Consider the following 24,535-nt stretch of genomic DNA (forward strand, 5'->3'; position numbering starts at 1 on the left):
CACGCCAGCCATCAGGAACAGATTCTCGATGCGGATGCCGGGCGCGCCGGACATGCGGTTCTCGATCAGCTCGGCGCCCTCGGGCACGCGGGCCATGCGCAGCCGGCCTTCGTTGAGGCCGCCGCGGGTGGCGTAATATTTCTCCAGGATCGCGCGCGCCGTGGGGTGGATCACGACTTCGACGCCCAGAGCCTTCGCAATCGCGTCGACGGTGATATCGTCATGGGTCGGGCCGATGCCGCCGGTGGTGAACAGATAGTCGTTGCGGGCGCGCAATATGTTCACCGCCTCGGCGATATGGTCCATGTCGTCGGCGACCACCCGGACCTCGGCAAGGCGGATGCCCTGGACGTTGAGCCAGCTGGCAATCTGCGCGATATTCTTGTCCTGGGTGCGGCCGGAGAGGATTTCATCACCGATCACGATCAGCGCGGCGGTCCAGATTTTTTCTTTGCTCATACCGCTGCTATAGAGCGATGCCGGGCGCTTTGGGAATATGTTATTTGGTGCTGCCTGTCGCCGGCGCCCGATAGTCGGAGAGCGGCGGGCGGGCGATCTTGTCGAGCGGCACGTGCAGCCACACCGGCTCGCTGCCCAGCCGCGCGTTGAAGCGGGTGTTGAAGGTGAACGGATCGGGTGCGGCGGAAAAAAGATCGGGGCCATAGAGCGGCTCGACCGCGTCCGGCGCATAGCCCATCAGACCGAGCAGGGTCGGAAAGATGCGATAATGCGAGCTCCTGTCCCGGCCCGCTGCCGCCGCCTCTGCCCAGCGCGCACGCGGCTCCCCGTCAGCCACGCCGCCGATCACCACCAGCGGCACAACGCCTTCCTCGATCTGCGGCGCGGGCGTGCAATGGGTCGCCTCGCCGCCACCACCGCGCTCGTGGAAGCTCTGGCCATGGTCGGAGGTGTAGAGGAGCGTCGCGCCATCCGGTCCCATTGACGGCCCGGCCTGCGCGAACAGCCGGTCGAAAAAGCCGCCGACGCTCCACAGCAGCGTGTTGCGATAGCTGTTGCGATAGAGCCGCCAGTTGGCCGCGCGGCCGTCCATCCCGTCCCGCCCCGCCATATCGCTGACATCGGGCATCAGCCCGCGCTTGAGCATCGGCTGATATTTTGCGTGACTCAACGGGAACTTGTCACTGACCGGAAAATGACCACCGACCTTGTTGACCAGAATCAGCTGCGGCTCGCCGTCCTTGAGATAGGCCGCGAGCCGGTCGGCCACCGCATGGTCGCGGTTGACCACCGGCACATCGGCAAATTGCTCCCAGACATCGATCTGCGCGCGTTCGGCATCGTCCATCCGGTTCTGGTAGCGGCCGCCGGTGCGCTGGGCGTCGAGATAGACGGTGCCGAGCCCGGCGCGCCTGGCATAGGCCCAGATCGAGGGACCGCTGCGCACGGTCTCGCGATAATTGTCGCGGGTGCCGCCAAAGCGCAGGGTAACATTGCTGCCGACGCTGCAATGGTTGATCGCGGTCGCCAGCCCGAAATTGTGGACCGGAACATCGCCCGCCGCGCCGTCCGTGCCCAGCCCGGAATAGACACCGTGCGCGCTGTTGATATCGAGATAGGCGCCGGCGATGCTCTCGTCGATGATCAGCACGATATCGCCGCCCGCCTCCCTGCCCTCAGGCTGCAGTGTCACCGCGCGGCGCGGGCTGCGGTCGGTGGTCGCCGTGTCATAGGCATAGAGCAGCGCCAGGCTGGCGCCGCTGTGCGAGGACGGCAGGCCGCTGCTCCCCTCGCCACCGCGGAAGAACAGCAACACCGACAGGCCCAGCATCACCGGCAGCGCCGCCCATCGCGCGCCGCTTGCCCAAAGACCGCCCCCGGCCGCCGGCTGCAGCCCGACGGCGAACAACAACAGCGCCGCCCGGCCCGTCGCCAGCGCCAGCACCCCGCCCTGCTGCGCCACGGCGCTACCGATATCGCCGGCGCTTTCGACCATCGTGACGAAGCTCTCGTAATCCATGAAATCGCCGACCGCCCATTGATAGCCGTCAACCAGCAGCGACCCGGCCGCCAGCAGCAGCGCCAGCGGCCAGCGCAGCCAGCCGTTCCGGACCAGGGCAAAGCCGGTCAGGCTGATCGTGCAGAGAACGAACAATCCGGCAAAGGCGACCAGCCCCGCCGGCTGGATCTCCGGACTCGCCAGCATCGCCAGCCGCCGCCAGATTTCCCCGGCTCCGGCCAGCAGGAACAGGCCCAGCAACAGATATTTTAGGCGGTTTTGCATCAGGCCCCTGAAATCATATTCATAACTGCGCCGGAGCCATAGACCGATCCGGTTAATATCATCCAAAAATCAGCCATATTGGGGTATCGCCAAACCGCGCCGCGATGCCTATATAGGCCGCATGACAGACTATATGACCGTAGAAGACACCACCCCGCAATCCCGCACCGGCGCGATCAAGCTGCACGGGCCGGAAGGTTTTGAAGGCATGCGCAAGGCCGGCCGGCTGGCCGCCGAGATACTCGACAGCCTCGTCCCCCATGTCGTGCCCGGCGTGACCACCGGCGCGCTCGACGACATGGTCCGGCAACAGGCGTTCGCCGCCGGCGCGGTCCCGGCGACGCTCGGCTATCGCGGTTTCACGCACAGCTGCTGCACCTCGATCAACCATGTTGTCTGCCACGGCATCCCCGGCGACAAGAAGCTCAACGAGGGCGATATCGTCAATATCGACGTGACCGTGATCGTCGACGGCTGGCACGGCGACACCAGCCGCATGTATCTAGTCGGCAAGACCCCGATCAAGGCGAGCAAGCTGGTCCAGGTCACCTATGAATGCCTGATGCTGGGCATCGAGCAGGCGAAGCCGGGCAACCGCATGGGCGATGTCGCCCACGCGATCCAGAGCCACGCCGAAGCCCACCGCTATTCGGTGGTCCGTGATTTCTGCGGCCATGGTCTGGGCCAGATGTTCCACGACGCCCCCGAAGTCGTCCACGCCGGCCGCCCCGGCACCGGCCCGGAACTGCGCCCCGGCATGTTCTTCACCATCGAGCCGATGATCAATATCGGCAAATATGCCTGCAAGATGCTGGATGACGGCTGGACAGCGGTCACCCGCGACCGGTCGCTAACCGCGCAGTTCGAGCATAGTATCGGGATTACCGAGGACGGGAACGAGATATTTACGAAGAGCCCGACCGGGCTGGATTGCCCGCCTTATTAGGTTTTGGGCTTGCTGAGAGGTGGCTTTAAAGGCGTTGGTGGATCCAAATAGCCATTGATCTAGACCCGGCACACTATTGCTGTTGTTGTCTACTCGACCAAAGCGATGAGCCTGCGAAACTCCGGAGTTTCCCTGACTCGGGGATCTGTCTCCCCGAGAACGCTTAGGGCGTCCGCAAGCCCAAAGGGTACCGTAATCCGATCGTCACCTGTGATCGCATCAAGTAACTGTATTGCCTCCATTGAATGCTGTTTGGCGTTGCTTTCTTCGGCGTCATTCTCGCGCGAAAGCCTATAGGTAACTTGCCGATGGGACTATTAATTGCCTTTCCGTTTGAAACCTCAGAAGTGACCTGGACCTCTCCAGCAATAGTTGTTTCACCAATGCTGCTTTTCGTGAATGTTGGAGCGGCGTTGAGAAATGGACGTAGGAACCCGTCAAAAATGCTCACTGCCTCAGTCGGCCTTACCCGGTATAAAACCGCTAGATTGGACTGGAGCCAGTCGGCCGAATAATAGCGAAGTTCAAGAGCTTGCTCATCGGTCAAACTTACAATGGTATGAGCAAACATCCGAAACGACAGGGTGGATGCGCAGATTGTCGAAACGCTGCGGCCCTGGCTTTTCAATGGTGCTCTAGATCCATGCTGTGCTGCGGGATGCGCACGACCAGCATCCCGTTCGGGGCATATCTGCAAGAAACGGCATGCGCTCGCTGGCGCCGCGTCTGCTCACCGCCCTGTCCTTTCCCCCCATCCATAATCTCTCCACAATGCGCGGCTAACCCGTCAATAGGGAGGCGACGCAGCAGAGCGGCAAATATGGATGGTGGAAAATACCCCAAGAATTCTCCCCCGAGAACCATCCCGCCGCTTCTCCCTTTGTTGCTCGCCTCCCACTCCCTCCCAATGCCGCCGCGGAATCTGTTACGGCGCACGGATCAATGTCGCGATCCGGCGACAATTTACGACAGTTTTTGCGGCGACGGGCGGACACCCCGCGCCTATCATGATCCCGTAACTACCCCCAACAAGAGGACATATTTATGAAAAAGACGATCTCCACCCTGTGCGCCCTGGCGCTTCTGGCCCCCGCCGGCGCGCTGGCCCAGAAGCAGGACCAGCGCAACGACCACGGCCAGAACACGCAGAGCCACAGCGCCCAGGATGGCCGGCAGAGCAGCCAGCAGTCCGGCCCCAACAGCCAGGCCGCTGGCAACAAGACCAGCAACAGCAAGACCAGCGGCAGCAACACCGGCAGCAGTCGCGCCACGGCTACGCCCCCGAAATCCGCCAGCTCCAGTCATGGTTTCTCGAAGGGCCAGCGGTTCGTTCGCTCCAAGGCGCCGAATTACCGGCGGATCGACTATCGCCAGCACCGCCAGCTGTCGGCACCGGCGAGCGGCTATGTCTGGGTGCGGGCCGGCAATGATGCCCTGCTCGTGCGGCTGAGCAACAATCTGATCGTGCGGATCGTAGCCAATATCTACTGAGTCGCGCGCAACAGTCCGGCGGGGCGCGGGTCGTCAGCACAGCGCCCCGCCGGAGACAATGCAGTGACGGCTACAGGATAACGGCGGAGAGCCCATCGCCAACTTACATTTATCCGATTAATGTAATTGAGTAAATGAATTGGAAATTTCCGGATCGGGGCGGTACAAGCGCTCCACCATCAGAAAGGAAATGACATGACATTGCATATTGGAGACACCGCCCCGGACTTCACCGTCGACACCCAGAATGGCGAAATCAGCCTGCACGACTGGGCCGGCGACAGCTGGGTATTTTTCTTCAGCCATCCGGCCGACTTCACCCCGGTCTGCACCACCGAAATGGGACGCACCGCGCAGCTCGCCGAACAGTTCGCCGCGCGCAACACCAAGCCGCTCGGCCTGTCCACCGATACCGCCGAGGAACATCGCAAGTGGATTGCCGATGTCAACGACACGCAGAATACCAATCTCACCTTTCCGATCGTCGCCGATGCGGACCTGTCAATCGCCAAGATGTACGACATGATCCACCCCGACGAAAGCGAGACCGCTGCGGTCCGGTCGGTGTTCATCATCGATCCCGACAAGAAGATTCGGCTGACCATGACCTATCCGATGAGCGTCGGACGGAATTTTGACGAGATCCTGCGGGTCATCGATGCGCTGCAGCTGAGCGACCGCAAGCGGATTGCGACGCCGGCCGACTGGCAGATCGGCAAGGAAGTGATCATCCCGCCATCGATCAGCAACGAAGAGGCAAAAGGCCTGTTCCCGCAAGGCTGGACCGAGCACCGGCCCTATCTGCGGACCACCGACGTCAGCTAATTGCGCTGACCTGCCCTCCCCGGACAGCGCGACGTCAGCCCGGCGGCCCCGCCTGGCCCATCACCCGGGCTGACGGCCGCCGGGCATGCTTGCCGCAAGAACGCGGCTTCGCAGCGCCGGCAAACTTATGGTTTACAGTCTGCAATATTTAGAATAAACCATTGAAAGGTCGCATATATTTGTTCAGGGGGAGCAAAGGATATGTCTAGCAGAAATCCAGCCGACGGATCGCCCGCCGACCGCCGCCAATCGGATCGCCGTGTCCGCGACGACCCGGACTATAAAGGACCGGAACGCCGCAATGACGAACGGCGCAAGGGGGAGCGCCGGCGCCACCAGCGCTAGGGCACAGGACCGGTCACAGCGCCCGTCGCACCGGCATCTTTCCCCACAAGACAGAATGAAAGCGGGGCAGACATAGCCACCCCGCGCTATCCGTCAGCCCTGCTCAGAGGCCGTCGAGGCCCTTGCTGACCAAGATGTTGACCGCAACACGACGGTTCTGCGCCTTGCCGCTGGCGGTGTCGTTGCTCGCCATCGGGTCGGCCTCGGACATGCCGGTCGGGGTCAGCATGCGATAGGGCTTCCAGCCGCAATTTTGCTGGATATAGTTGACCACGCGGCTGGCGCGTTTCTCGCTGAGTTGCTGGTTATAGTCATAGTCGCCGGTAGAGTCGGTATAGCCGACCACCAGGATCAGCGCGTTGTCCATGTCATCGGCTGCCGCCGTGGTTGCGCACAGGTCGGCCTTGCCATTTGCAGACAGCGCCGCCTTGCCAGTGTCGAAATAGACATTGGTCGTGCCCTTGACATTATACTGGTCAATATCGCTGACCCGGCTGCGCAGCGCTTCGGTTGCGGCAGTTTGCTCGGCAAATCCCTGGGCGGTGGCGTTGTGGATCATATTCGCGGTCTTGAGATCGCTGCCCTTCAGCTTGATCTGGCGCGCGACCAGATCATTGCCCAGCTGCACCGTCTTCACGGTAACCGGCAAGCCATTGAGCAGCGCCTCGCCGCCCAGACTTTCCCGGGCGATGCCGAACAGGCCTTTGCTGGCCCTGATCTCGGTCACTTCATTGAAACCGATGACCGTCCGCACGCCGTCTTCCGCGGTGACCTGCAACCGGTTGTCGCGGCGCGCCGAAATGACGCCTTCAATTTCGGGGCCTGCGGGCGCTTCTGCCATAGCCGTGGCAAAGTCGATTTCCTGCTGGCCGGAAACGACAATATCGCCGGGCGCTTCTTGCTGGGCCAGCACGCTGGCCGGGGTCAAGAAAGCAGCGGAAGCGAGCAGCAGGCTGGCGGTCGCTGGATGGAAATTCGTGCGCATGATTTTCTCCTTCGGTGGAATCTGTCCGGCCTCGCCGTGCCCGTGGCTTTCAGGCTGGCCGGACCTGGGATGATGGGATGCCGCCTGTCAATCTTCCTTTCGGTTTGCGGCATGATCGGGACGGCGCAGACGCCGCCTGTGAACAAGCAGCCGCCGGACTGGCGCGGCCATGCTGTCGCCTCGATGAACATGGCCGCCGGAATCGCCCTTTCTGCGGGCAGCCCGAGCGGGTCCTGCGGCGAGTCGTTATCGGCGGAGCGGCAAAAGCCATCGAAATGGTGCTGACCGCAACCGGCCCGGCCCGAGCCATTGAGTGAAAAATGCAGCGCGCATGTTTCGCCGGCGCCGGAGTCCCTTCCTTCTCCCAACCGATATGCTATCAGCAAATGATGAAGCCCGAACTCCATCCGCAAGAAGCCGAGCGGCTGCGCGAACTGCGCCGCTATGGCATACTCGACACCGAGCGCGAGCAGGCATTCGACGAGATCGTCGAGCTGACCGCGCAATTGTGCGACGCGCCGGTATCGGTAGTCAATTTCATCGACGAGGGAAGACAGTGGTTCAAGGCCGAGGTCGGTCTGGGCGTGCGATCGACACCAATCGACACCAGCCTGTGCGGCCATGTCATCCTGCAGGGTGATTTTGTCGAAATCCCAGACACGCTCGCCGATGAACGGATGGCCGACAATCCACTGTGCACCAGCGATCCCGGGTTCCGCTTCTACGCCGGAGCGATATTGCGAGCCGCCAACGGCCTGCCGCTGGGCACACTCTGCGTGCTCGACAACAAGCCGCGCGTGCTCAGCGACCAGCAGCGCAAGGTGATCCGGATCCTTTCGCATCAGGTGATGCGGGAGCTGGACCTGCGCCAGGCCTTGGAACGCGAACAGGTGCTGCGCCGCGAAATCGACCATCGGGTGAAAAATTCGCTGGCCTCGATCGGCTCGCTGTTTTCAATGAAGGCGCGCGTCGCGCCGGATGAAAAAGTGCGGCTGGCGCTCGAGGATGCAAGCCTGCGGATCCGCTCGCTCTCTTCGCTGCACGCCGAGTTGCACGATCTGGAACAGGGACAGCTGGTCGATCTTGCCTCGCTGTTCCGGCGCGTCAGCCTGGACCTCCAGCAATTGCTGCCCGAGGGGATATCGCTTGCGACCTCGGTCAGCGGTGATCACGCCACCCCGCATCTCGCCAACGGCCTGCTGCTGATTTTCAATGAGTTCGTATCGAACAGCGTCAAGCACGGCCTTTCGGCTGCCGGCGGTGCAATCGAATGCGAGATTGCGATAAAGAATGACCGCTGGTCCATTGTCTGCAAGGATAACGGATCAGCCGGACCGCAGGACGCTGAGCGGGCGGCGGCCAATTCGGGCCTGGGAACCAAGGTAATCAGTTCGCTGGCCACCTCGCTCGGCGCATCGATCGATTGGCGCGCCGAAGGGTCGGGTATGGAATTGCGGTTAGAGAGTAGTGACGGCTAGCGACAGCCGCGGTATCGGAACGGTGTTGGCACAGGCATGAACCGCCGCTTGTCACTCCATTGTCCTTGACCAGCCGCCCAAAGTTTAGCTAGTCAGTTAAATTGCACGGACGGCAGACCGTTCGGCGACTTTTAGGAGACGGGTTATGCGCAGGCTGGGATTTTTATTGGCTCCTCTATTGCTGGTGGCTTGCCAGAGTCAGACCAGCGATCCCGCAGCAAGCGACGCGGTCGTCAACGCCGACTGGGACAATATCGGCTTTGACGCCAAGGAACAGCGGCACAGCCCGCTCAGCCAGATCAACGACAGCAATGTAAGCGAACTCGGCATTGCCTGGTTCAAGGATCTGCCCGACGCCCGTGGACAGGAAGCGACCCCGGTCGTCGTCGATGGCAAGCTCTATATCTCCACCGCATGGTCGAAGGTCTTTGCCTATGACGCCAAGACCGGCGAGGAACTCTGGTCCTATGATCCCGGCGTGGCTGGCGAAAAAGCGGTCGATGCCTGTTGCGACGTGGTCAATCGCGGCGTTGCCATCAATCGCGGAAAATTGTTTTTCGGCACCATCGATGGCCGGCTGATCGCGCTTGACGCGAATACCGGCGCGCGACTCTGGGAAACCCAGACCACCGACAACAGCAAGCCCTATACGATCACCGGCGCCCCGCGGGTGGTCAAGAATATGGTCATCATCGGCAATGGCGGCGCGGAATTCGGCGTGCGCGGCTATGTTTCGGCCTATAATGTCCGCGACGGTCTGCTGAAATGGCGCTTCTACACGGTACCCAATCCGGAAGGAAAGCCGGACAATGCGGCCAGTGACGAGATTTTCGCCAAGGCGGCGAACAAGACCTGGAGTGATGGCGAATGGAAGGAATCCGGCGGCGGTGGCACGGTCTGGGACAGCATCGTCTATGACGAGGACCTCGACCAGCTCTATTTCGGCGTCGGCAATGGCAATCCGTGGAACCACGGGCTGCGCTCGGGCGGCGAAGGCGACAATCTGTTCCTCTCCTCGATTGTCGCGGTCGACCCCGACACCGGCAAATATCTCTGGCATTATCAGGAAACGCCGGCCGAGACCTGGGACTATACCGCGACCCAGCATATCATCCAGGCCGAGCTACCGATCGACGGCAAGATGCGCAAAGTGCTGTATCACGCACCGAAAAACGGCTTTTTCTTCGTTATCGACCGGCTCGACGGCACGCTGATCAGCGCCGAACCCTTTGTCGAGGGAATCAATTGGGCGGAAGGCTATGATCTCGCCACCGGCCGGCCGATCGAAAATCCCGCCGCCCGCTTCTACAAGACCAAGGAGCCGTTTGTCGCGATCCCCGGCGCGCTGGGCGCGCATAACTGGCATCCGATGAGCTATAATCCGAAGACCGGCCTTGTCTATATTCCGGCCCAGCAGATTCCGCAGGGTTATGAAGTTCCGGTTTCGGAGATTGACAAGAAACGCGAACGGCTGGGCTTCAACGTCGGAATCGGCTGGGCCATTGGCCAGTTGCCCGATGACAAGGATGTCTACAAGGCCGCGATTGCCGCAACCACCGGACGGCTGATCGCCTTCAACCCCAAAACCGGCAAGGTCGAATGGGGCGTCGATTATCCGGCGGCCTGGAACGGCGGCACGATGACGACCGCAGGCAATCTGGTCTTCCAGGGTACCAGCACCGGCTTCTTCAAGGCCTATTCGGCCGACAAGGGCACCGAATTGCTGAGCCTGCCGATGCAATCCGGCATCGTCAGCGCGCCCTCCACCTATATGATCGACGGCGAGCAATATGTCGCTTTCCTGACCAGCAAGGGCGGTGCCTTTCCGCTGGTCGCGGGCGTTGCCGGCGGGGTTACCCGCCAGCTACCGAATATTCCCCGGCTGGTGGTGTTGAAACTCGGCGGCAAGGCCGCCTTCCCGCCGCTCCCTGAAAAAGGCGAAGTGGTCTGGGATCCGCCGGTGCAGACCGGCACCCCGGAACAGATTGCCGCCGGTAAAGGCCTTTACGGACGCAATTGCCTCGTCTGCCACGGCGACAGCGCGATCGGCAACGGCTTCACGCCTGATCTGCGGGTCAGCGGCGTGTTGCCCGACACCCAGGCCTGGGCCTCGATTGTCACCGGCGGCGCGCTCAAGCAGCACGGCATGGTGGGCTTCGGATCACAGCTCAGCGACGCGCAGGTGGAAAATATCCGCCACTATGTCGTGAACCGGTCAATCTGGACGAAGGAAAACCTGCCCGAGATGACCGCGCCAACCCCGCGCTGATCTGGCGGCAATTGCCTGCCCAAATATTGGTCATGCATCGTGATAAATGCCTGTTTTTTGAGCAGCATTGTCAGTCGTCCGATAACAGATTAGCAACGTTATCAAGCATTCCGGCGATTCTGTTCGCGAATCGATTCTGGCATGGTAATTGAATAGCAACGGGCAATTGTGCCCGGCCAAGGCGGTCCACTCCTGTTCGGGGGAATTGTCAGGGTAGCGGTACACGGGAACGTAAAAATGAAAAAAATCGAAGCCATCATCAAGCCGTTCAAACTGGACGAGGTCAAAGAAGCACTGCACGAAGTCGGTGTGTCCGGAATTACCGTGACCGAGGCGAAAGGCTTTGGCCGGCAGAAAGGCCATACCGAACTTTATCGTGGCGCAGAATATGTCGTCGACTTCCTGCCCAAGGTGAAGCTGGAAGTCGTCGTTGACGATAATCTGGCCGACCGTACCGTCGAGGCGATTGCCGCAGCGGCCCAGACCGGTCGCATCGGCGACGGCAAGATTTTCGTCATTCCGGTTGAAGCGGCGCTGCGTATCCGGACGGGCGAGCGCGACAACGACGCCATCTGATCTTTCTTTAACAATCATCCAATCACCGAAAAACCAAGGGATTACAATATGGGCAATTCAGCATCCGACATTATGAAAATGATCAAGGAGCACGAAGTCGAATGGGTCGACGTGCGTTTCACCGACCCACGCGGCAAATGGCAGCATCTGTCGATGTGCGCCGAAGTCATTGACGAGGATGTTCTGGAAGAAGGCTTCATGTTTGACGGCTCTTCCATCGAGGGCTGGAAGGCGATCAACGAATCCGACATGATCCTGCGTCCCGACCTCGATGCGGTCTACATGGATCCGTTCTCCGCGACGCCGATGATGATTCTGGTCTGCAATATTGTCGAGCCCGGCGACGGATCCCTCTACAGCCGCGACCCGCGCTCGACCGCTGTCCGCGCCGAAGCCTATCTGAAATCGACCGGCATCGGTGACACCGTCTATGTCGGACCGGAGCCTGAATTCTTCATGTTCGACGATGTGAAATTCGAAGACGGCTATGACCGCTCCGGCTTCCGGATCGACGATATCGAGCTGCCGACCAACACCGGTCGCGATTATGATGTCGGCAACATGGGTCACCGGCCGCGCGCCAAGGGTGGCTATTTCCCGGTTGCGCCGGTTGACAGCTGCATGGACATTCGCGGCGAAATGGTTGCGACCATGCTGGAAATGGGCCTGCCGATGGACAAGCACCATCACGAAGTGGCCGCCGCACAGCACGAGCTGGGCATCACGTTCGGTACGCTGACCGAAACCGCCGACCGTACGCAGGTTTACAAATATGTCGTGCAGCAGGTTGCCCATGCCTATGGCAAGACCGCAACCTTCATGCCGAAGCCGATCAAGGAAGATAACGGCAGCGGCATGCACACCCATATGTCGATCTGGAAAGACGGCAAGCCCCTGTTCGCCGGCAATGAATATGCCGGCCTGTCGGAAATGTGCCTCTATTATATCGGCGGTGTGATCAAACATGCCAAGGCAATCAACGCCTTCTCCAACCCGACGACCAACAGCTACAAGCGTCTGGTCCCCGGTTTTGAAGCGCCGGTGCTGCTCGCTTATTCGAGCCGCAACCGTTCCGCATCCTGCCGTATTCCTTATGGCGCCGGCGACAAGGCGAAGCGCGTCGAATTCCGCTTTCCCGATGCACTTGCCAACCCCTATCTGTCGGCAGCAGCGCTGCTGATGGCGGGTCTTGACGGCATCGAGAACAAGATCCACCCGGGTGATGCCATGGACAAGAATCTCTATGATCTGCCACCGGCAGAGCTGGCCGAAGTTCCGACCGTTTGCGGTTCGCTGCGCGAAGCTCTGGAAGCGCTGGAGGCCGATCACGAATTCCTGCTCAAGGGCGATGTCTTCTCGAAAGACCAGATCGACGCCTATGCCGAGCTGAAATGGGAAGAAGTCAGCCGCTTCGAAACCACGCCGAGCCCGGTCGAGTTCGATATGTACTATAGCAGCTGATCTTTTCGATCAGACTGGAAATACAAGCCCGGGGCGTGAAATCGCTCCGGGCTTTTTTGTTACGGCATGAGCCGCGAGCGACGGCCCGTTTGCCTCCGGAAAATATGTGCGGACTTTGACATCGGGCAGCCGCTGACGGTGACCGGCTGCGCGTTTCTACCGGCGTGAGCCGCCGTTCAACGCCCCATCGCAATCCTCATAATTCTTCCACAATCCGGATTAATGAAGCCTGTTGAATCCCCCATTCAACATGACATCAGGATTGATCCCATTATGCGTATTATCAGAAGTACGACCTGTGCCCTGGCCATTGCAACAGCACTCGCCCACTTGCCCGCCCGCGCCGATACCACCATCGACAGCGAAACATCCGATCCGATCCTGACCTCGATAGACGGCGATATCATCATAACCGACGGCGGCATTCTCGCGATCGATTCGGGTGTGGCGATCACGGTGGACAGCGACAATGACGTGACCATCGAAGGGCTGGACGAAGACGATTCGACCGTCGTCGTCGGCGAGATCAACGTCGGCGACGCGGATGACGCGATCGCCATCCTGGTCGAGACCGGTACCAATGCGAATATTTCCAATGTCGGAACGATTACCGTGTTGGAAGATTTCGTTTCGGAGGATGAAGATGCAAATGCGATTGCCGATGGCCCGATTGCCTCTGCCAGCAACCGTTATGGTATCTACGTTGCCGGCGGTGGCACGGCGAGCGGATCGATCGACAATAGCGGTATCATCACCGTGGAAGGCCTGAACTCCGGCGGTATCGTGGTCGATTCCGCCTATGACGGCTCGATCACCAACACCGGTACGATCACCGTCATCGGCGACAATAGCTATGGCATCAAGGTCCAGGACGTTTCGGAAGACGTCACCGTGCGCGGCAATGTACAGGTGGCCGGCGAAGGCTCTGTGGCCTTTTCCTCGCAGGGCGATATTGACGGGGCGCTGACGTTCCAGGGCGCGGTCCGGCAACTGAGCAGCTATACCAATGACGATAGCGTGACCACAGCTCTGTCCCGGACGGACCTGAGATCCGGCGCGGCGGCGGTCGAAATCAGCGGCAATGTCGGTGGTGGTATCATGGTTGCAATCGCGCCCGATGATGATGACGAGGACAATGACGACGAGGATGGTGACGGCATAGAGGATACGCTGGAAGGCACCGGCTATATCGCTTCGACCGGCAACGGTCCGGCGATGCTGATCGGCGGCGCCGCCGACACCGTCATCGGCACGGTCGCGGACAGCGATGACGGCTATTCACTCGTGATCGACGGGTCGATCGTCAGCAGCGCCGGTTACAGTTCTACCGACTCATTCGGGCTGGTGATTGGTGGACAAGGCGGTTCAGTGGACGTTGCCGGCGGTATCGAACTGAATGGCACGCTGAGCGCCACCAGCTATGATTCCGCGGCCACCGCTCTGCTGATCAACGAGGATTCTGTCGTGGACCGCATTGCGGTTACCGGCTCTCTGTCTGCCAATCTCACGTCCACCGGCGAAGGCGAAGTCTATGCGATCAGGGATCTGTCCGGATCACTGACATCGATCGACAATTCCGGGTTCATAACGACCTCGGCGTCGAGCGAGGACATCCGGCAGGCGATCGCCGCGTCGAGCAACACCACCGGACTGACGATCATCCAGTATCTCAACGACGAGGATGCCGAAACCAAGGCGGATATCGAAGCGGAGCTCGAAGACGGCGAGACCGATGATACCATTTATACCGCGATCATCGGCGATATCGTAACCGGATCGGGGAATGACCTGATCAGTGCCAGCGCCGGCATCATTACCGGCGACACCTATTTCAACGCGGGCAATGATACGCTCACCCTGTCGGACGATGCCGTCTATACCGGCGACGTCTATTTCGGCACCGGCACCGGGCTCATGACCTTGTCCGGCGAATCCGCTTTCGTCGGCGATATCGACGGGGCCGGACAATCCGTGCTGGTAACCGTGAACGACAGCGCGGTCTATACCGGTACCGTGCAGAACGGATCGGGCGTGTCGGTCGTCGTCAACGGCGGAACATTCGGTATCGGCGCCGCCGAAACATCGACCTTTGACAGCCTGACCGTGGGTGCGGACGGTTCGCTCGGTGTCTATATTGACGGCGAGGAAGGCACCAGCTCGCTGTATAACGTGAACAGCGCCACCTTCGAAAGCGGCGCAAAAATCGCCACGACGATTTCCTCGCTCGAGCAAGCCGACGGAACCTATGTGGTGCTGACTGCATCGGAAATCACCGGCACCCCCGACTTTGATTCCGCAACGACGGAGCTACCCTTCATCTTTGCCGGCGAGACCAGCCTGTCCGGCAATGATCTGGTCCTCGACATCCGCCGGAAGGAAGCGGAAGAACTGGGGCTGAGCGGCGCGGGAACATCGGCCTATGACGCGATCATCACTGCGAGCGCGGCCGATGAGACGCTGGCAACGAGCTTCCTGCAGATCGAGGATGCCGAGACACTGCAAAACCAGATCGATCAGTTCCTGCCGGATCATTCCGGCGGTATTTTTGACTTTGCCACCCGCGGGTCGCGACTGGCCGCGCTGCATATCACGGATGATTCCTCCCTCTATGACGTCAGCAATGTCGGCGGATGGATCGAACCGATATTCTGGGGCAATGACAAAGACGCCGGCGATGCCGCGTCCTATAAAACCAGTGGCTGGGGCGTATCCATGGGTCTCGAACGCTGGTCAAAAATAGGAAATCTCGGGCTGTCCTATGCCTATACCAGCGGCGAGATCGAGAATAATGACGGCACGGGTATCGTCGACGCGTCGCAGCACGAACTTGGCGCATTCTGGCGGATGGATAGCGGACCGCTCTACGCGTTCAGCCGGATATCGGCCTCCTATCTCTCCCTGTCCAGCACCCGCACATTGACCGCGACAGCGGATGATACCGAGTATAGCGCCAGCACGACAGCCGACTGGAACGGCTGGATGCTTTCCGGCGCCGGGGGTGTTTCTTACGATCTGGATGTCGGCAGTCGGCTGACATTCCGCCCCAAGGCCACTTTTGATTATTATCGCCTGCACGAAGGCAGCTATGACGAAACCGGCGGCGGCGATAGTCTGAACCTGTATGTCGACGGCCGCACCAGCGACTCCCTAACCGCAGCCACGACCGTGGCCGCTGTCTATCGGCTCGGGAGCAAACGGAAGGATTTCACGCCCCTGACCTTTGAACTGGAGGGCGGGCGCCGGCACCATCTGGCCGGATCTCTTGGCACAACCACGGCCAGTTTTCTTGACGGCGAGGAGTTCAGCCTGACCGCCGACGGGCTGGACAGCAGCTGGCTGGGCGAAGCCCGCATATTGGCGGGCGGGCTGGACTTTACCTGGCAGCTGTCGGCCAGAGCCGAGAAAACGGAGGATGATGTCGGCTATTCCGCCCGCGCCTCGCTAAGCCTGGCATTCTAGGATCCCGCATCGGACAATCCGCCGCGCCTGTCATCATGCATTCACGATGCGCGCTGATGCGCCGGGCCTGCGCCGTCTGATCTTGCGATCTGCCGACCTCTCGGGGTCTATATTATCGGGAAGACCAGCCGGGGCGGCCGCGCGGCATGGCAAGCATATTTCGTGGCATGCTTCGTTTCGCCGCGCGCCGATCTGACGGGTGTCGCGCTTTCCATTCCATCCCCCGTTCCAATGGAAGCAGACCGGCTCAATAATCCTTGCTTACCCGCAAATTGGCGCTGCGCCGGCCGAGCGTCGAGATGCTAGAGAGGATCGATAGCCAGCGGGTGATCTGGAATTCGAGCTGGGTGGCGCTATAGCCCTTGCCGTCGGTGATCAGTTCCACATAGACGCGGCGGGTAATATATTTGCCCGCGGCAATCGAAGTACCGGAACCGGTATCGGTATCGGACGGAAGGATACGCAGGCGATCGAGCCCCACCGCCTTGCGCAATTGATTGATCGGATCGAGTCCGCCACCGCTGTTCAGCGAAGCCACGGCAGCAGCCAGCTGGACCGCCTCCGGGGCGGACAGGTCGGCAATCGAGGCGCCGAACAACACCCGCGACAGCAGTTCGTCTTCGGGCAGGGCCGGAATGCTGGTGAAGGCGATTTCCGGCTTGTTTCCGGTCCCCGTGACATTGATCGTGGCATTGAGACCGGTCAGATCGGCTTCGGCTTCGATATCCAGGGTCGGATTGACCGGCTGGTTGCCGACAAAGCGGATGACACCGCGCTCCAGAGTGAATCGCCGTCCGGCAAAGGTATAATTGCCGCTGATCAGATCGGCGGTGCCAACCATCGCGAAATTGTCGACCGGTCCGGAAATCCTGAGATCGGCCCCCCATTCACTGTCCAGCCCCAGCCCCTCGACCCGTAGACGGTTGGGTGCCCTGGCGGTCAGCGCAAATCGCCAAGGGCGGCTGCGGGTCACGACCGGCCGCTCGTCTGCCCGCCGGTTGATCTCGCGGGTCTTGATATCAGGCAGGCTGGCGGTTGCGCTGGCCCTGCCGAAACGGAAGAAGCTGCGATTAAGCAGCACATCGCCCGAGATCAGTCCGCCGTCGGCCGAGCTGCGGATCTTGATCGGCCCGGTTACCGTGGCGGCAAAATCATCCCGCGCAATCAGCGCCGCCTGCTCGGCATTGACGTCCATCGTGATGCCAATGCCCTCTCCCGGCGCCACGGCGAAATTGAAACTGCCGCTGCCGCTGACTGTACCGCCCCGCGCAGTATTGCCCGTCAATTTCGGCAGCACCAGGCGCGAACCGTCAAACTGGCCCACGGCCTTGATATCGGAAATGACCGTGCCGGTGAGCGGACTTTCGAGCCGCGCGCTGCTGGTACTGACCTGCCCCTTGATTTCGGGATTGGCGAGGCTGCCGCTGACGTCGGCGCTGGCTGCCACCGGTCCGGTCAGATCGAAGGTTTCGACACCGGTGAGACGCCACAGGCTTTCTGCACCGCCGTTGAAACGCGCCTGGGCGAACAACGGCCGGCGCATCAGTTCATCCTGCCAGTTGCCGCTGCCCAGACCGCTCACCCGTCCCTGGAACCGGCCAATGGTCTTGCCTTCAGGTGATTTGATGATTCCGCGTGCTGCAGCATTGCGGCTTGAGAGAGCCATGTTGAGACCGAGATCAACCGGTGTGGACGTCAGGATCAGGCCGGACCGTGTCAGCCCCTTCACCGTCAGCCTGGCTTCACCAACCGGCATCCGGCTGCCCGACTGTTCGAGCTTGACGGTGCCATTGACACTGCCGCCCAGTCCGAGATCGGGATAGCCTATGTCGACGAGCGACAGCGGCATCTTTGTCATCGACAGGTCCAGCCTCGACCGGCCGCTGCCCCAGCGACCGGACAGTCTGGCGCTGCCTCGGCCATAGTTGACCGTGGTTGCCGAAGCGGTCCAGCCATCGCCATCACGGCGTAATTCGAGCGGCTGCGCGAGACGAAGGGTGCGGCCTTCAAACTGGCCGGTTCCCGAAATCCGGTAGCGATCCGGACTGATATCGGCTTTCGCCTGAAACTCGAAGGTGCTGCCGCGCGTCCCGGCGATGGTGAAGGTCGCGCCGCCGCTGCCGTCGGTCAGCTTGGCATTGGCGGCCACCCGGCCGATCATCAATTCGCCGCGGCTAATCCCTTGCGCACGCAGGGTAGCGTCGATATCGGACTGGCCGTCGATCAGCACGATATCAGCATCGACCACGGCCGTCCGTATGTAGATCGGCGGATTGCCGTCGAACCGCGCATTTTCCGCTGTGAGACTGGCGCGGATCAGCTGTTGCCCTGCACCGGGGCGAAACAGGACATCGCCATTCACGCCGCCACCGCTGACGTCCAGCCTTCCGGCAAGGCCATTGGCGGTCGGCCTGATTATGCCGCTGGCCAGCGTGTCGGAGACCAGCAGGCGGTCTACCCGTACCGCTGTATCCTGACCCGGCGTGGTCAGGATCATCCCGTCACTGCTGAACGGCCCGAGCGTCGATCCACCGGACGCGATATAGGAAAAGCCGCCCTTGGACGGATCGAGCTGCAGGCTGACGGCAGAAAGCCCTGCCGCCGGCAACGGACTGTCTAGCAATAACGCGATCTTCGGCCGGTTCAGCGCACCGTCGAGCTTCAGATCAAAACGGCCATAGCTGTCCTGTTTTCCCGACCCCCGGAAGGCAAAGGTCGCCGCGCTGGTCTGACGCCCCGAACCGCGAAAGGAGATTTTCGGAGCAGACAGATTGAGATCGGTGAACCGCAGCAGTCCGTCCGGACCAAGCGCAAGACCGGTCTGCAACTGCGGCAGACCGCCAGCCAGCTCGCGCAAAAAGCCGATATCGAAGCGGCGCAACCGGGCATTGACCTGTCCATCCAGCGCGATTCCGGTGGATGCCGGCCCGATATTGATGGCGGCGATAATATCGGCGATCCCAAGGCCCTGCACCGCGAAACCGGGCGCGTTAGCGTCGACATTGATGGCAAAATCGCCGGTTGCGGGGCGCAATTCCAGATCCAGGGTGCCCTGCGCCGCATCGGTCGCAACCTTCGCCCGCTCCGCAAACAGCAGTTCCTTTTCATAGCGGAGCAATGCGTTCGCGCCGAAACCGGAGAGCAATTGCTTGAGCAATTCGCCATTGCCGATCACGGTTCCGACCGAAAGCGCGACGGGAATATCCCAGCCGCCGGTATCGCGCTGCCCCTCGCCTTCGCCGCGCACATTGGTCAGCAGCGTCTTGCCTAGTGCCAACTGCGGCGCGGTCAGCAGATATTGATAGCGCAACCGGGATATTTTGCCGTTCAGCAACGCTTTCAATTCGAAATCCTGCGCCTTCATATTGGCGGACAGCGCGGACGGATCAACCAACCGTGTTTCCAGACGCATCGCATCCAGACTGTTGCGGGCCAGATCGATCCCGCCGGTCGCGGTCAGAAACAGAGCAGCGGAACGCGCCTCGAGGTCCAGCGCCACCAGCCGGTCTGCGAGGCTGGCCGTACCCTTTATCCGGATTTCCGGCGATCCCAGCTTCTGTGCCAGTCCCCCCGGCAACGCCGCGGCGGTCAGCCTGCCGTCATAGGAGAATAGCCCTTCTTGTGCTTCGATCGTGGCTTGCGTCAACATCTCCTCGTTGCCGAGCGCGATCAGTTCGCCATTCCATTTCTGCCAGCTGCCATCGCCTTTCAGGGTCAGCGCCAGAGCGCGATCCATCCCGAGAGCATTGGCTATTACTCCACTGGCAGGAGCGATAATTTCCGCATCGATATCGAGTTTCTGCCGGCTCGGCTCGGCATTCAGCGCAAGCAGCAATTTGTCGCCGCTGCGCGTTGTCGCGGCATCGAGACGCAGCATCGCGCGACCGGCACGGATGTCGGCGGAGCCGGACAGGTCGGCAAATTGTTCGCTGCCGGCAATGGCTTTTCCGAGCGCAAGATTCTCGGCACGGAAAGCGCCGACATAGATGTCGAAACCAGGGAGCAAGGGATTGTCTTCCCCGCTATCGATCAGTTCGGGCAAACGGTCGAGCCGCGCTTTCAGGACCAGCGCATCGGCAATGTTCAGTTCGTTGAAAATCCAGGCCAGCGGATTCCAGTCGACCGCCACAGTACCGGCGGAGAAAAACGCACCCTCGGGATCAAGCAGCTGCAGCCCCTGCACCCTGGCCTTGCCGTAGATCGACCCGTCGATTTCCGCGATCCGGATGCGCAGACCATCGTCCGGTTCCAGTGCCTCAACCTGGTTGATGATGAAACGATGGCCCGAATCGCTATCCAGCCACATCGCCCCGCCGAACAATCCGAGCAAGACCAGCGCCGCGAGGCCGAGCAGGCTGCGCATCGACCAGCGCCAGATCAGTCGCCTGGGACCGGGCCTGTCATTGGACCCGGCCACCTAGAATGCCTGCCCGAGCGAAACATAGACCGCGATACGCGAATCTCCCGATCGCCTGTTTATCGGTGTACCGACGTCGATCCGGATCGGGCCGAAGTCGCTATAATAGCGGATGCCGAGACCGGCCCCATATTGCAGATTGGACAAATCCGGTGTGCTGCTGGTGTATACATTGCCGGCGTCGATGAACGGCACGACACCGAAATTGCCACCCAGAAGTCCGGTACGGACGCGCGCCTCGAGCGAAAATTCAACCAGCGAACGGCCGCCCACAGGATCATCATTGGCATCCAGTGGTCCGACGGTCTGGTAGCTATACCCGCGCACCGAGCCACCGCCACCGGAATAGAGCCGGCGCGAGGGAGCGATGCTGTTGGTACCGGCACCGGCAATCGTGCCGATACGCGTGCGGCCGGCCAGCACGATCTTGTCCGAGACCGGGAAATAGGCGCTGCCGTCGACCTGGCCGCGGATATAGAAGAAGCTGCCGCCCTGCAGCGATGCTTCAGGAGCGATACGGGCGCTTAGCCGGAATCCACGGGTTGGATCGAGCAGATTGTCGCTGGCATCATAGGTCACCAGTCCCGGCAGGGAGGCGATGAAATAGGTTTCCGGATCGGTCGCGCCAATGTCTCCGGTGACATCGGTTTCCCGCGATGCAATCAGTTCGAAACCGCCCGACCAGTTCCAGCGCTTCTGATAGATCAGATTGCTCTGCCGCTCGATATTCGCGGCGATCGACAGGGTTTCGGCATCATAGGCGGCGCTATCGACCAGACTCAGTGCCAACCGTCCGTTCAATATATTGTCGCGTCGGCGAAAATTGTTGCGGCGGTAGACAATGCTGCCCGATTGTTCCTCTGTGCCGAGCACGCCGGTTAGCCGGATCAGTCCTTCCGGCGGGAACAGATTCCGGTGCTCCCAGCTCACTTCGGCGCGGGCGCCCTCGCCTGTCCCGTAGCCCAGTTCGCCAGCCACGGTTCGCAAGGGTGCCGGCGTCAGTTTCACGGCTATATCCACCGCTTCGGGATCATCGGCCTTCACCGGTTCGATGGCGATGGTCGAGACCAGACCGGTAGCGACCAGCGCCCGGCGCAAATCCTCCAGATCGGAGGCCTGATAGAGATCGCCCGGATCGAAGCGGGCGATCATCTGGACATGGTCTGCATCAAACAGCGCGGTCGGCGCGAGATCGATCGAACCAAAATTATAACGCCCGCCCGGCGTCACCGCCACGGCGAGATCACCCAGCCGCGTCGCGTGATCGATTTCCAGTTCCGGTTCGGCAGTACTGGCGAAAGGATAGCCATTTTCCGCCATTGCGCCGTCGATCCGGCTGATCGCTTCCATGATCCTGTCGCTGTTGACGACATCGCCGGGCTGCAGTCCGAAACTTTCCCGGAAACTCGCTGGATCGGGCGCAACCGCCGTTTCGATTCCGGGCAAGGCAATGGCGTCCAGCTTATATTGCGGCCCAGCCTGCACCCTGATCACGACATTGACCCGCTCCGCTCCGTCGCGCTCGAAACGGGTCTGCACAACCGCGTCATAATAGCCTTCTATGCGCAGCAACCGCTCGACCAGATCGGCATCGCTTTGCGCGCGCCGCCGAATCTGCGCGAAATTGGCATCGTCGCCGCGATATTGTTCCAGCACCGATAAAATTTCGAAGCGCGTGTCAAAAGCTTCTCCGGTCTCTTCGGGCAACCCTTCAAAGCTGATCCCGTAGGCGGTTTCTGCCAGCGCATCGGTCGGTCGATATTCGTTGAGCGGCAATTGTTCTGCCAATAGTTCGGAAGCGGGCTGGATATCCTGGACGCCGGTTCCGTCTCCGGCGGGAGGGTTCGCAGCGCCGGCATCGGCGTTTCCGTCAGCCTGCGGTGCCGCTTCTTCCTCTAGGTCCGGCCATTCGACACCAAAATCCGGAAATTCGGTCAGCGGCTGATCGGGATCGAGCGGCACGTCAAAACCGGGCTCGTCCACCGCACCGCTGGCGGGCTGTTCTGCCGTTTGTGCATCGACCGGCCCGACGGGCAAACCCGTCAGCAACACAACCAGCATGCCAAGGCAGCGACAATATGCGGTCAGACCCATCACCAATCTCTTTAGCTGTGGTTGAATCGCGATGCCAACGAATAAGCGCCTTTTTCCGAAGGGCATTCGCTTTCGCTTGATATTCGGTCCGCCAGCATCAAGCCGCCAATTTCACAGATGATTTTAACCGTATATTAACCATGATCGGCAATATTCTGTCCGGTCAGCACCAGATGCTTTATCTGGTCGGTAATTGTTCAACAGGATCGTCAGAAATGTCCAATATGCGCGTTATTTTGCTCGAAGCGGCTCTGGTAGCCGGTGTCTTGATGACCGGATTGTCGGCATCCCAGATTGCCCGTGCGGCAACATCGTCCGATAATGGCGCAGAAGCGGCAACGGATCCGCGGTCGAATGTAAAAATCGACAGTTCGATCATGATCGAACGCACCACAATATCGGAGAATGGCGAGTCTGTGACCCAGCTTATCAGTCCCTCGACCACCAAGGTTGTTCCCGGCGACAAGCTGCTGATCACCAACAGCTATCGCAATATGGGCGACGAGGCTGTGACCGGCTTTGTGCTCAACAACCCGGTGCACCAGGCTGTTGCCTTCGTCGAGGCGCTTGAAGACTGGGCGCTGGTATCGGTTGACGGTGGCGAGAATTTCGGCACCCTGTCTAAGCTGAGCGTCGAAGATGATACACAGGGCTCCCGCCCCGCCGTGGCGGCTGATGTCACTCACATTCGCTGGGTGCTGCCATCGCCTATCGAACCCGGCGCCACCGGCGAACTGCGTTTTCGCGGCACCGTCAAATAGGCGAACAGACCGCTACGACCGGCCTTCACATTCCCAATGGACATCTGCAATATCAATCAGCCGGGCCAGCCTGATCAGCTCTGCTGCCAGCTTGTCTTGCCGCGTGGCTGACCGGCGCACGCCAGGTTCGGGCCAATGTTGCGTGACCCGCAAATGCCCCGCTGCCCGGTCCGCCTTGATCTCGATCCGGCCGACAAAGCGGTCGCGTTCCAGTAGCGGATAGACATAATAGCCCCATTGCCGCTGCGCGGCGGGCACGAACATTTCATTACGATAGTGGAAGCCAAACAGGGTCAGAAGGCGTTTGCGGTCACGGACAGCCGGGTCAAACGGATTGACGATCCGCAGCCGTGCGGTTGGTCGGGACAGCTTGGCCAGACGGACTTCGATATCGGCTGGTGCCAGGGCCTTGAGCCACTGGCCTTTGTGATTTTCCACCTCGACCGGCACAATGTCGCTGGCCGCAGCGGCCCAGGCCCGCGTTTCCTTTGCGTTCACAGCATCCCAGAAACGCTGAATTTCGCCGAGCGAGCCGAACGCCAGTCGGTCAAGCGCGTTGCGGCAGAGCCAGTCGATCTGGCCCTCGTCGTCATGGATTGGTTCACGATGATGCGGGGGAATCACCCGCTCGCTGAGATCATAATATTTGTTGAAATTGACGCGATGGGAGGTCGCCAGTTCGCCGGCATACCAGAGCTGATCCATCACCCTCTTGTGCGGCGGGCGATCCCACATCTGTTTCTCGCCGCTGACCTTGGTGTCAAAGGCCTGGGTCGACAGCGGGCCCTCTGCCGCAATGCGCGCCTTGATCTCCTCGGCGCCGATTTCGCGCGCTGCCTTTTTAAAGGAGGCATGGCCCGCCACCTTTGCGCCGAGCCGCCGGAACTGCCGCTGCCACATCGGGTAGAATTCCATCGGCAGGACCGAAGCATCGTGGGTGAAATGCTCGAAGACCGCCCTGTCCTCGCCGAGCAGCCGGTCGAGCATCGGCTCGCGGTAATTCTGGTTGCGGCTCCACAAGATGTGATGGTGGGCGCGGGTGACATTCTGGATCGTGTCGAGCTGGACATAGCCGAGGCGGCGGATCGTCTCCGGCAGGTCAAGAGGCCCGGTCGGCGCCTCCGCCAGTCCCTGCGCCTGCAGCCAGAGCCAGCGCGCCTGCCGGTTGCCGATGCGCAGCGCCACC

General features: G+C 60.9%; 17 protein-coding genes. 11 read left to right on the top strand and 6 right to left on the bottom strand.

The window, feature by feature from the left end; all coding sequences use genetic code 11:
- The coding region (locus ACHZCJ_RS06995) for a competence/damage-inducible protein A (protein WP_321325083.1) at window positions 1-459 on the bottom strand (459 nt) is incomplete at its 3' end.
- A 40-nt stretch (window positions 460-499) separates the two neighbouring features.
- Complete coding sequence (locus ACHZCJ_RS07000; protein ID WP_321325085.1) at window positions 500-2,242, bottom strand: sulfatase-like hydrolase/transferase; 1,743 nt, start codon at window positions 2,240-2,242, stop codon at window positions 500-502.
- A 121-nt stretch (window positions 2,243-2,363) separates the two neighbouring features.
- Between ACHZCJ_RS07000 and map the strand changes: the two genes are divergently transcribed.
- The 4 genes from map to ACHZCJ_RS07020 all read left to right on the top strand — a co-directional run bounded on the left by map (window position 2,364) and on the right by ACHZCJ_RS07020 (window position 5,849).
- A complete protein-coding gene (gene map / locus ACHZCJ_RS07005; RefSeq protein WP_159640491.1) occupies window positions 2,364-3,188 on the top strand; it encodes a type I methionyl aminopeptidase in 825 nt (274 codons plus the stop codon).
- A 1,044-nt stretch (window positions 3,189-4,232) separates the two neighbouring features.
- A complete protein-coding gene (locus ACHZCJ_RS07010; protein ID WP_321325088.1) occupies window positions 4,233-4,679 on the top strand; it encodes an RcnB family protein in 447 nt (148 codons plus the stop codon).
- Window positions 4,680-4,874: 195 nt separating this feature from the next.
- Complete coding sequence (locus ACHZCJ_RS07015) at window positions 4,875-5,504, top strand: peroxiredoxin (protein WP_159640485.1); 630 nt, start codon at window positions 4,875-4,877, stop codon at window positions 5,502-5,504.
- A 201-nt stretch (window positions 5,505-5,705) separates the two neighbouring features.
- Window positions 5,706-5,849 (top strand): hypothetical protein, encoded by a 144-nt coding sequence (locus ACHZCJ_RS07020; protein WP_321325090.1) that lies wholly within the window; start codon window positions 5,706-5,708, stop codon window positions 5,847-5,849.
- A 103-nt stretch (window positions 5,850-5,952) separates the two neighbouring features.
- On the opposite strand, the gene ACHZCJ_RS07025 is transcribed toward ACHZCJ_RS07020, so the two are convergent.
- A complete protein-coding gene (locus ACHZCJ_RS07025) occupies window positions 5,953-6,834 on the bottom strand; it encodes an OmpA family protein (protein WP_321325092.1) in 882 nt (293 codons plus the stop codon).
- Here ACHZCJ_RS07025 and ACHZCJ_RS07030 point away from each other — a divergent pair.
- From ACHZCJ_RS07030 to ACHZCJ_RS07055, 6 genes are all read left to right on the top strand, one after another.
- Window positions 6,817-7,119, top strand: coding sequence for a hypothetical protein (locus ACHZCJ_RS07030; protein ID WP_321325094.1), 303 nt, complete (start codon window positions 6,817-6,819; stop codon window positions 7,117-7,119). The genes ACHZCJ_RS07025 and ACHZCJ_RS07030 overlap by 18 nt on opposite strands.
- 101 nt (window positions 7,120-7,220) lie before the next feature.
- Window positions 7,221-8,312 carry a sensor histidine kinase gene (locus tag ACHZCJ_RS07035; RefSeq protein ID WP_394700064.1) on the top strand — a complete coding sequence of 364 codons (1,092 nt, stop codon included), beginning with the start codon at window positions 7,221-7,223 and terminating at the stop codon, window positions 8,310-8,312.
- 145 nt (window positions 8,313-8,457) lie between these two features.
- Window positions 8,458-10,581 carry a PQQ-dependent dehydrogenase, methanol/ethanol family gene (locus ACHZCJ_RS07040; protein WP_321325098.1) on the top strand — a complete coding sequence of 708 codons (2,124 nt, stop codon included), beginning with the start codon at window positions 8,458-8,460 and terminating at the stop codon, window positions 10,579-10,581.
- Window positions 10,582-10,818: 237 nt separating this feature from the next.
- Complete coding sequence (locus tag ACHZCJ_RS07045; RefSeq protein ID WP_159640473.1) at window positions 10,819-11,157, top strand: P-II family nitrogen regulator; 339 nt, start codon at window positions 10,819-10,821, stop codon at window positions 11,155-11,157.
- Between the two features lie 48 nt (window positions 11,158-11,205).
- The gene (glnA, locus tag ACHZCJ_RS07050; protein WP_159640470.1) at window positions 11,206-12,618 is read left to right on the top strand and encodes a type I glutamate--ammonia ligase; all 1,413 of its coding nucleotides are present in this window, start codon (window positions 11,206-11,208) and stop codon (window positions 12,616-12,618) included.
- 273 nt (window positions 12,619-12,891) lie between these two features.
- Window positions 12,892-16,077: an autotransporter domain-containing protein gene (locus ACHZCJ_RS07055; protein ID WP_321325104.1), complete on the top strand. Its 3,186-nt coding sequence runs from the start codon at window positions 12,892-12,894 to the stop codon at window positions 16,075-16,077.
- A gap of 247 nt (window positions 16,078-16,324) precedes the next feature.
- Here the strand turns inward: ACHZCJ_RS07055 and ACHZCJ_RS07060 are convergent, their stop codons facing one another.
- Window positions 16,325-20,494 (bottom strand): translocation/assembly module TamB domain-containing protein, encoded by a 4,170-nt coding sequence (locus ACHZCJ_RS07060; protein ID WP_321325106.1) that lies wholly within the window; start codon window positions 20,492-20,494, stop codon window positions 16,325-16,327.
- The gene (locus tag ACHZCJ_RS07065) at window positions 20,495-22,588 is read right to left on the bottom strand and encodes a BamA/TamA family outer membrane protein (RefSeq protein WP_321325107.1); all 2,094 of its coding nucleotides are present in this window, start codon (window positions 22,586-22,588) and stop codon (window positions 20,495-20,497) included. It abuts the gene before it with no gap.
- A gap of 215 nt (window positions 22,589-22,803) precedes the next feature.
- On the opposite strand from ACHZCJ_RS07065, the gene ACHZCJ_RS07070 reads away from it, so the two are divergent.
- Window positions 22,804-23,349: a hypothetical protein gene (locus ACHZCJ_RS07070; protein WP_159640461.1), complete on the top strand. Its 546-nt coding sequence runs from the start codon at window positions 22,804-22,806 to the stop codon at window positions 23,347-23,349.
- A gap of 12 nt (window positions 23,350-23,361) precedes the next feature.
- Here ACHZCJ_RS07070 and ACHZCJ_RS07075 read toward each other — a convergent pair whose 3' ends face one another.
- Window positions 23,362-24,534 carry a winged helix-turn-helix domain-containing protein gene (locus tag ACHZCJ_RS07075; protein WP_394700065.1) on the bottom strand — a complete coding sequence of 391 codons (1,173 nt, stop codon included), beginning with the start codon at window positions 24,532-24,534 and terminating at the stop codon, window positions 23,362-23,364.
- Window position 24,535: the final 1 nt, after the last annotated feature.

The sequence above is a fragment of the uncultured Parasphingorhabdus sp. genome, assembly GCF_963677535.2.
In the GTDB taxonomy this organism is placed as follows: Bacteria; Pseudomonadota; Alphaproteobacteria; order Sphingomonadales; family Sphingomonadaceae; genus Parasphingorhabdus.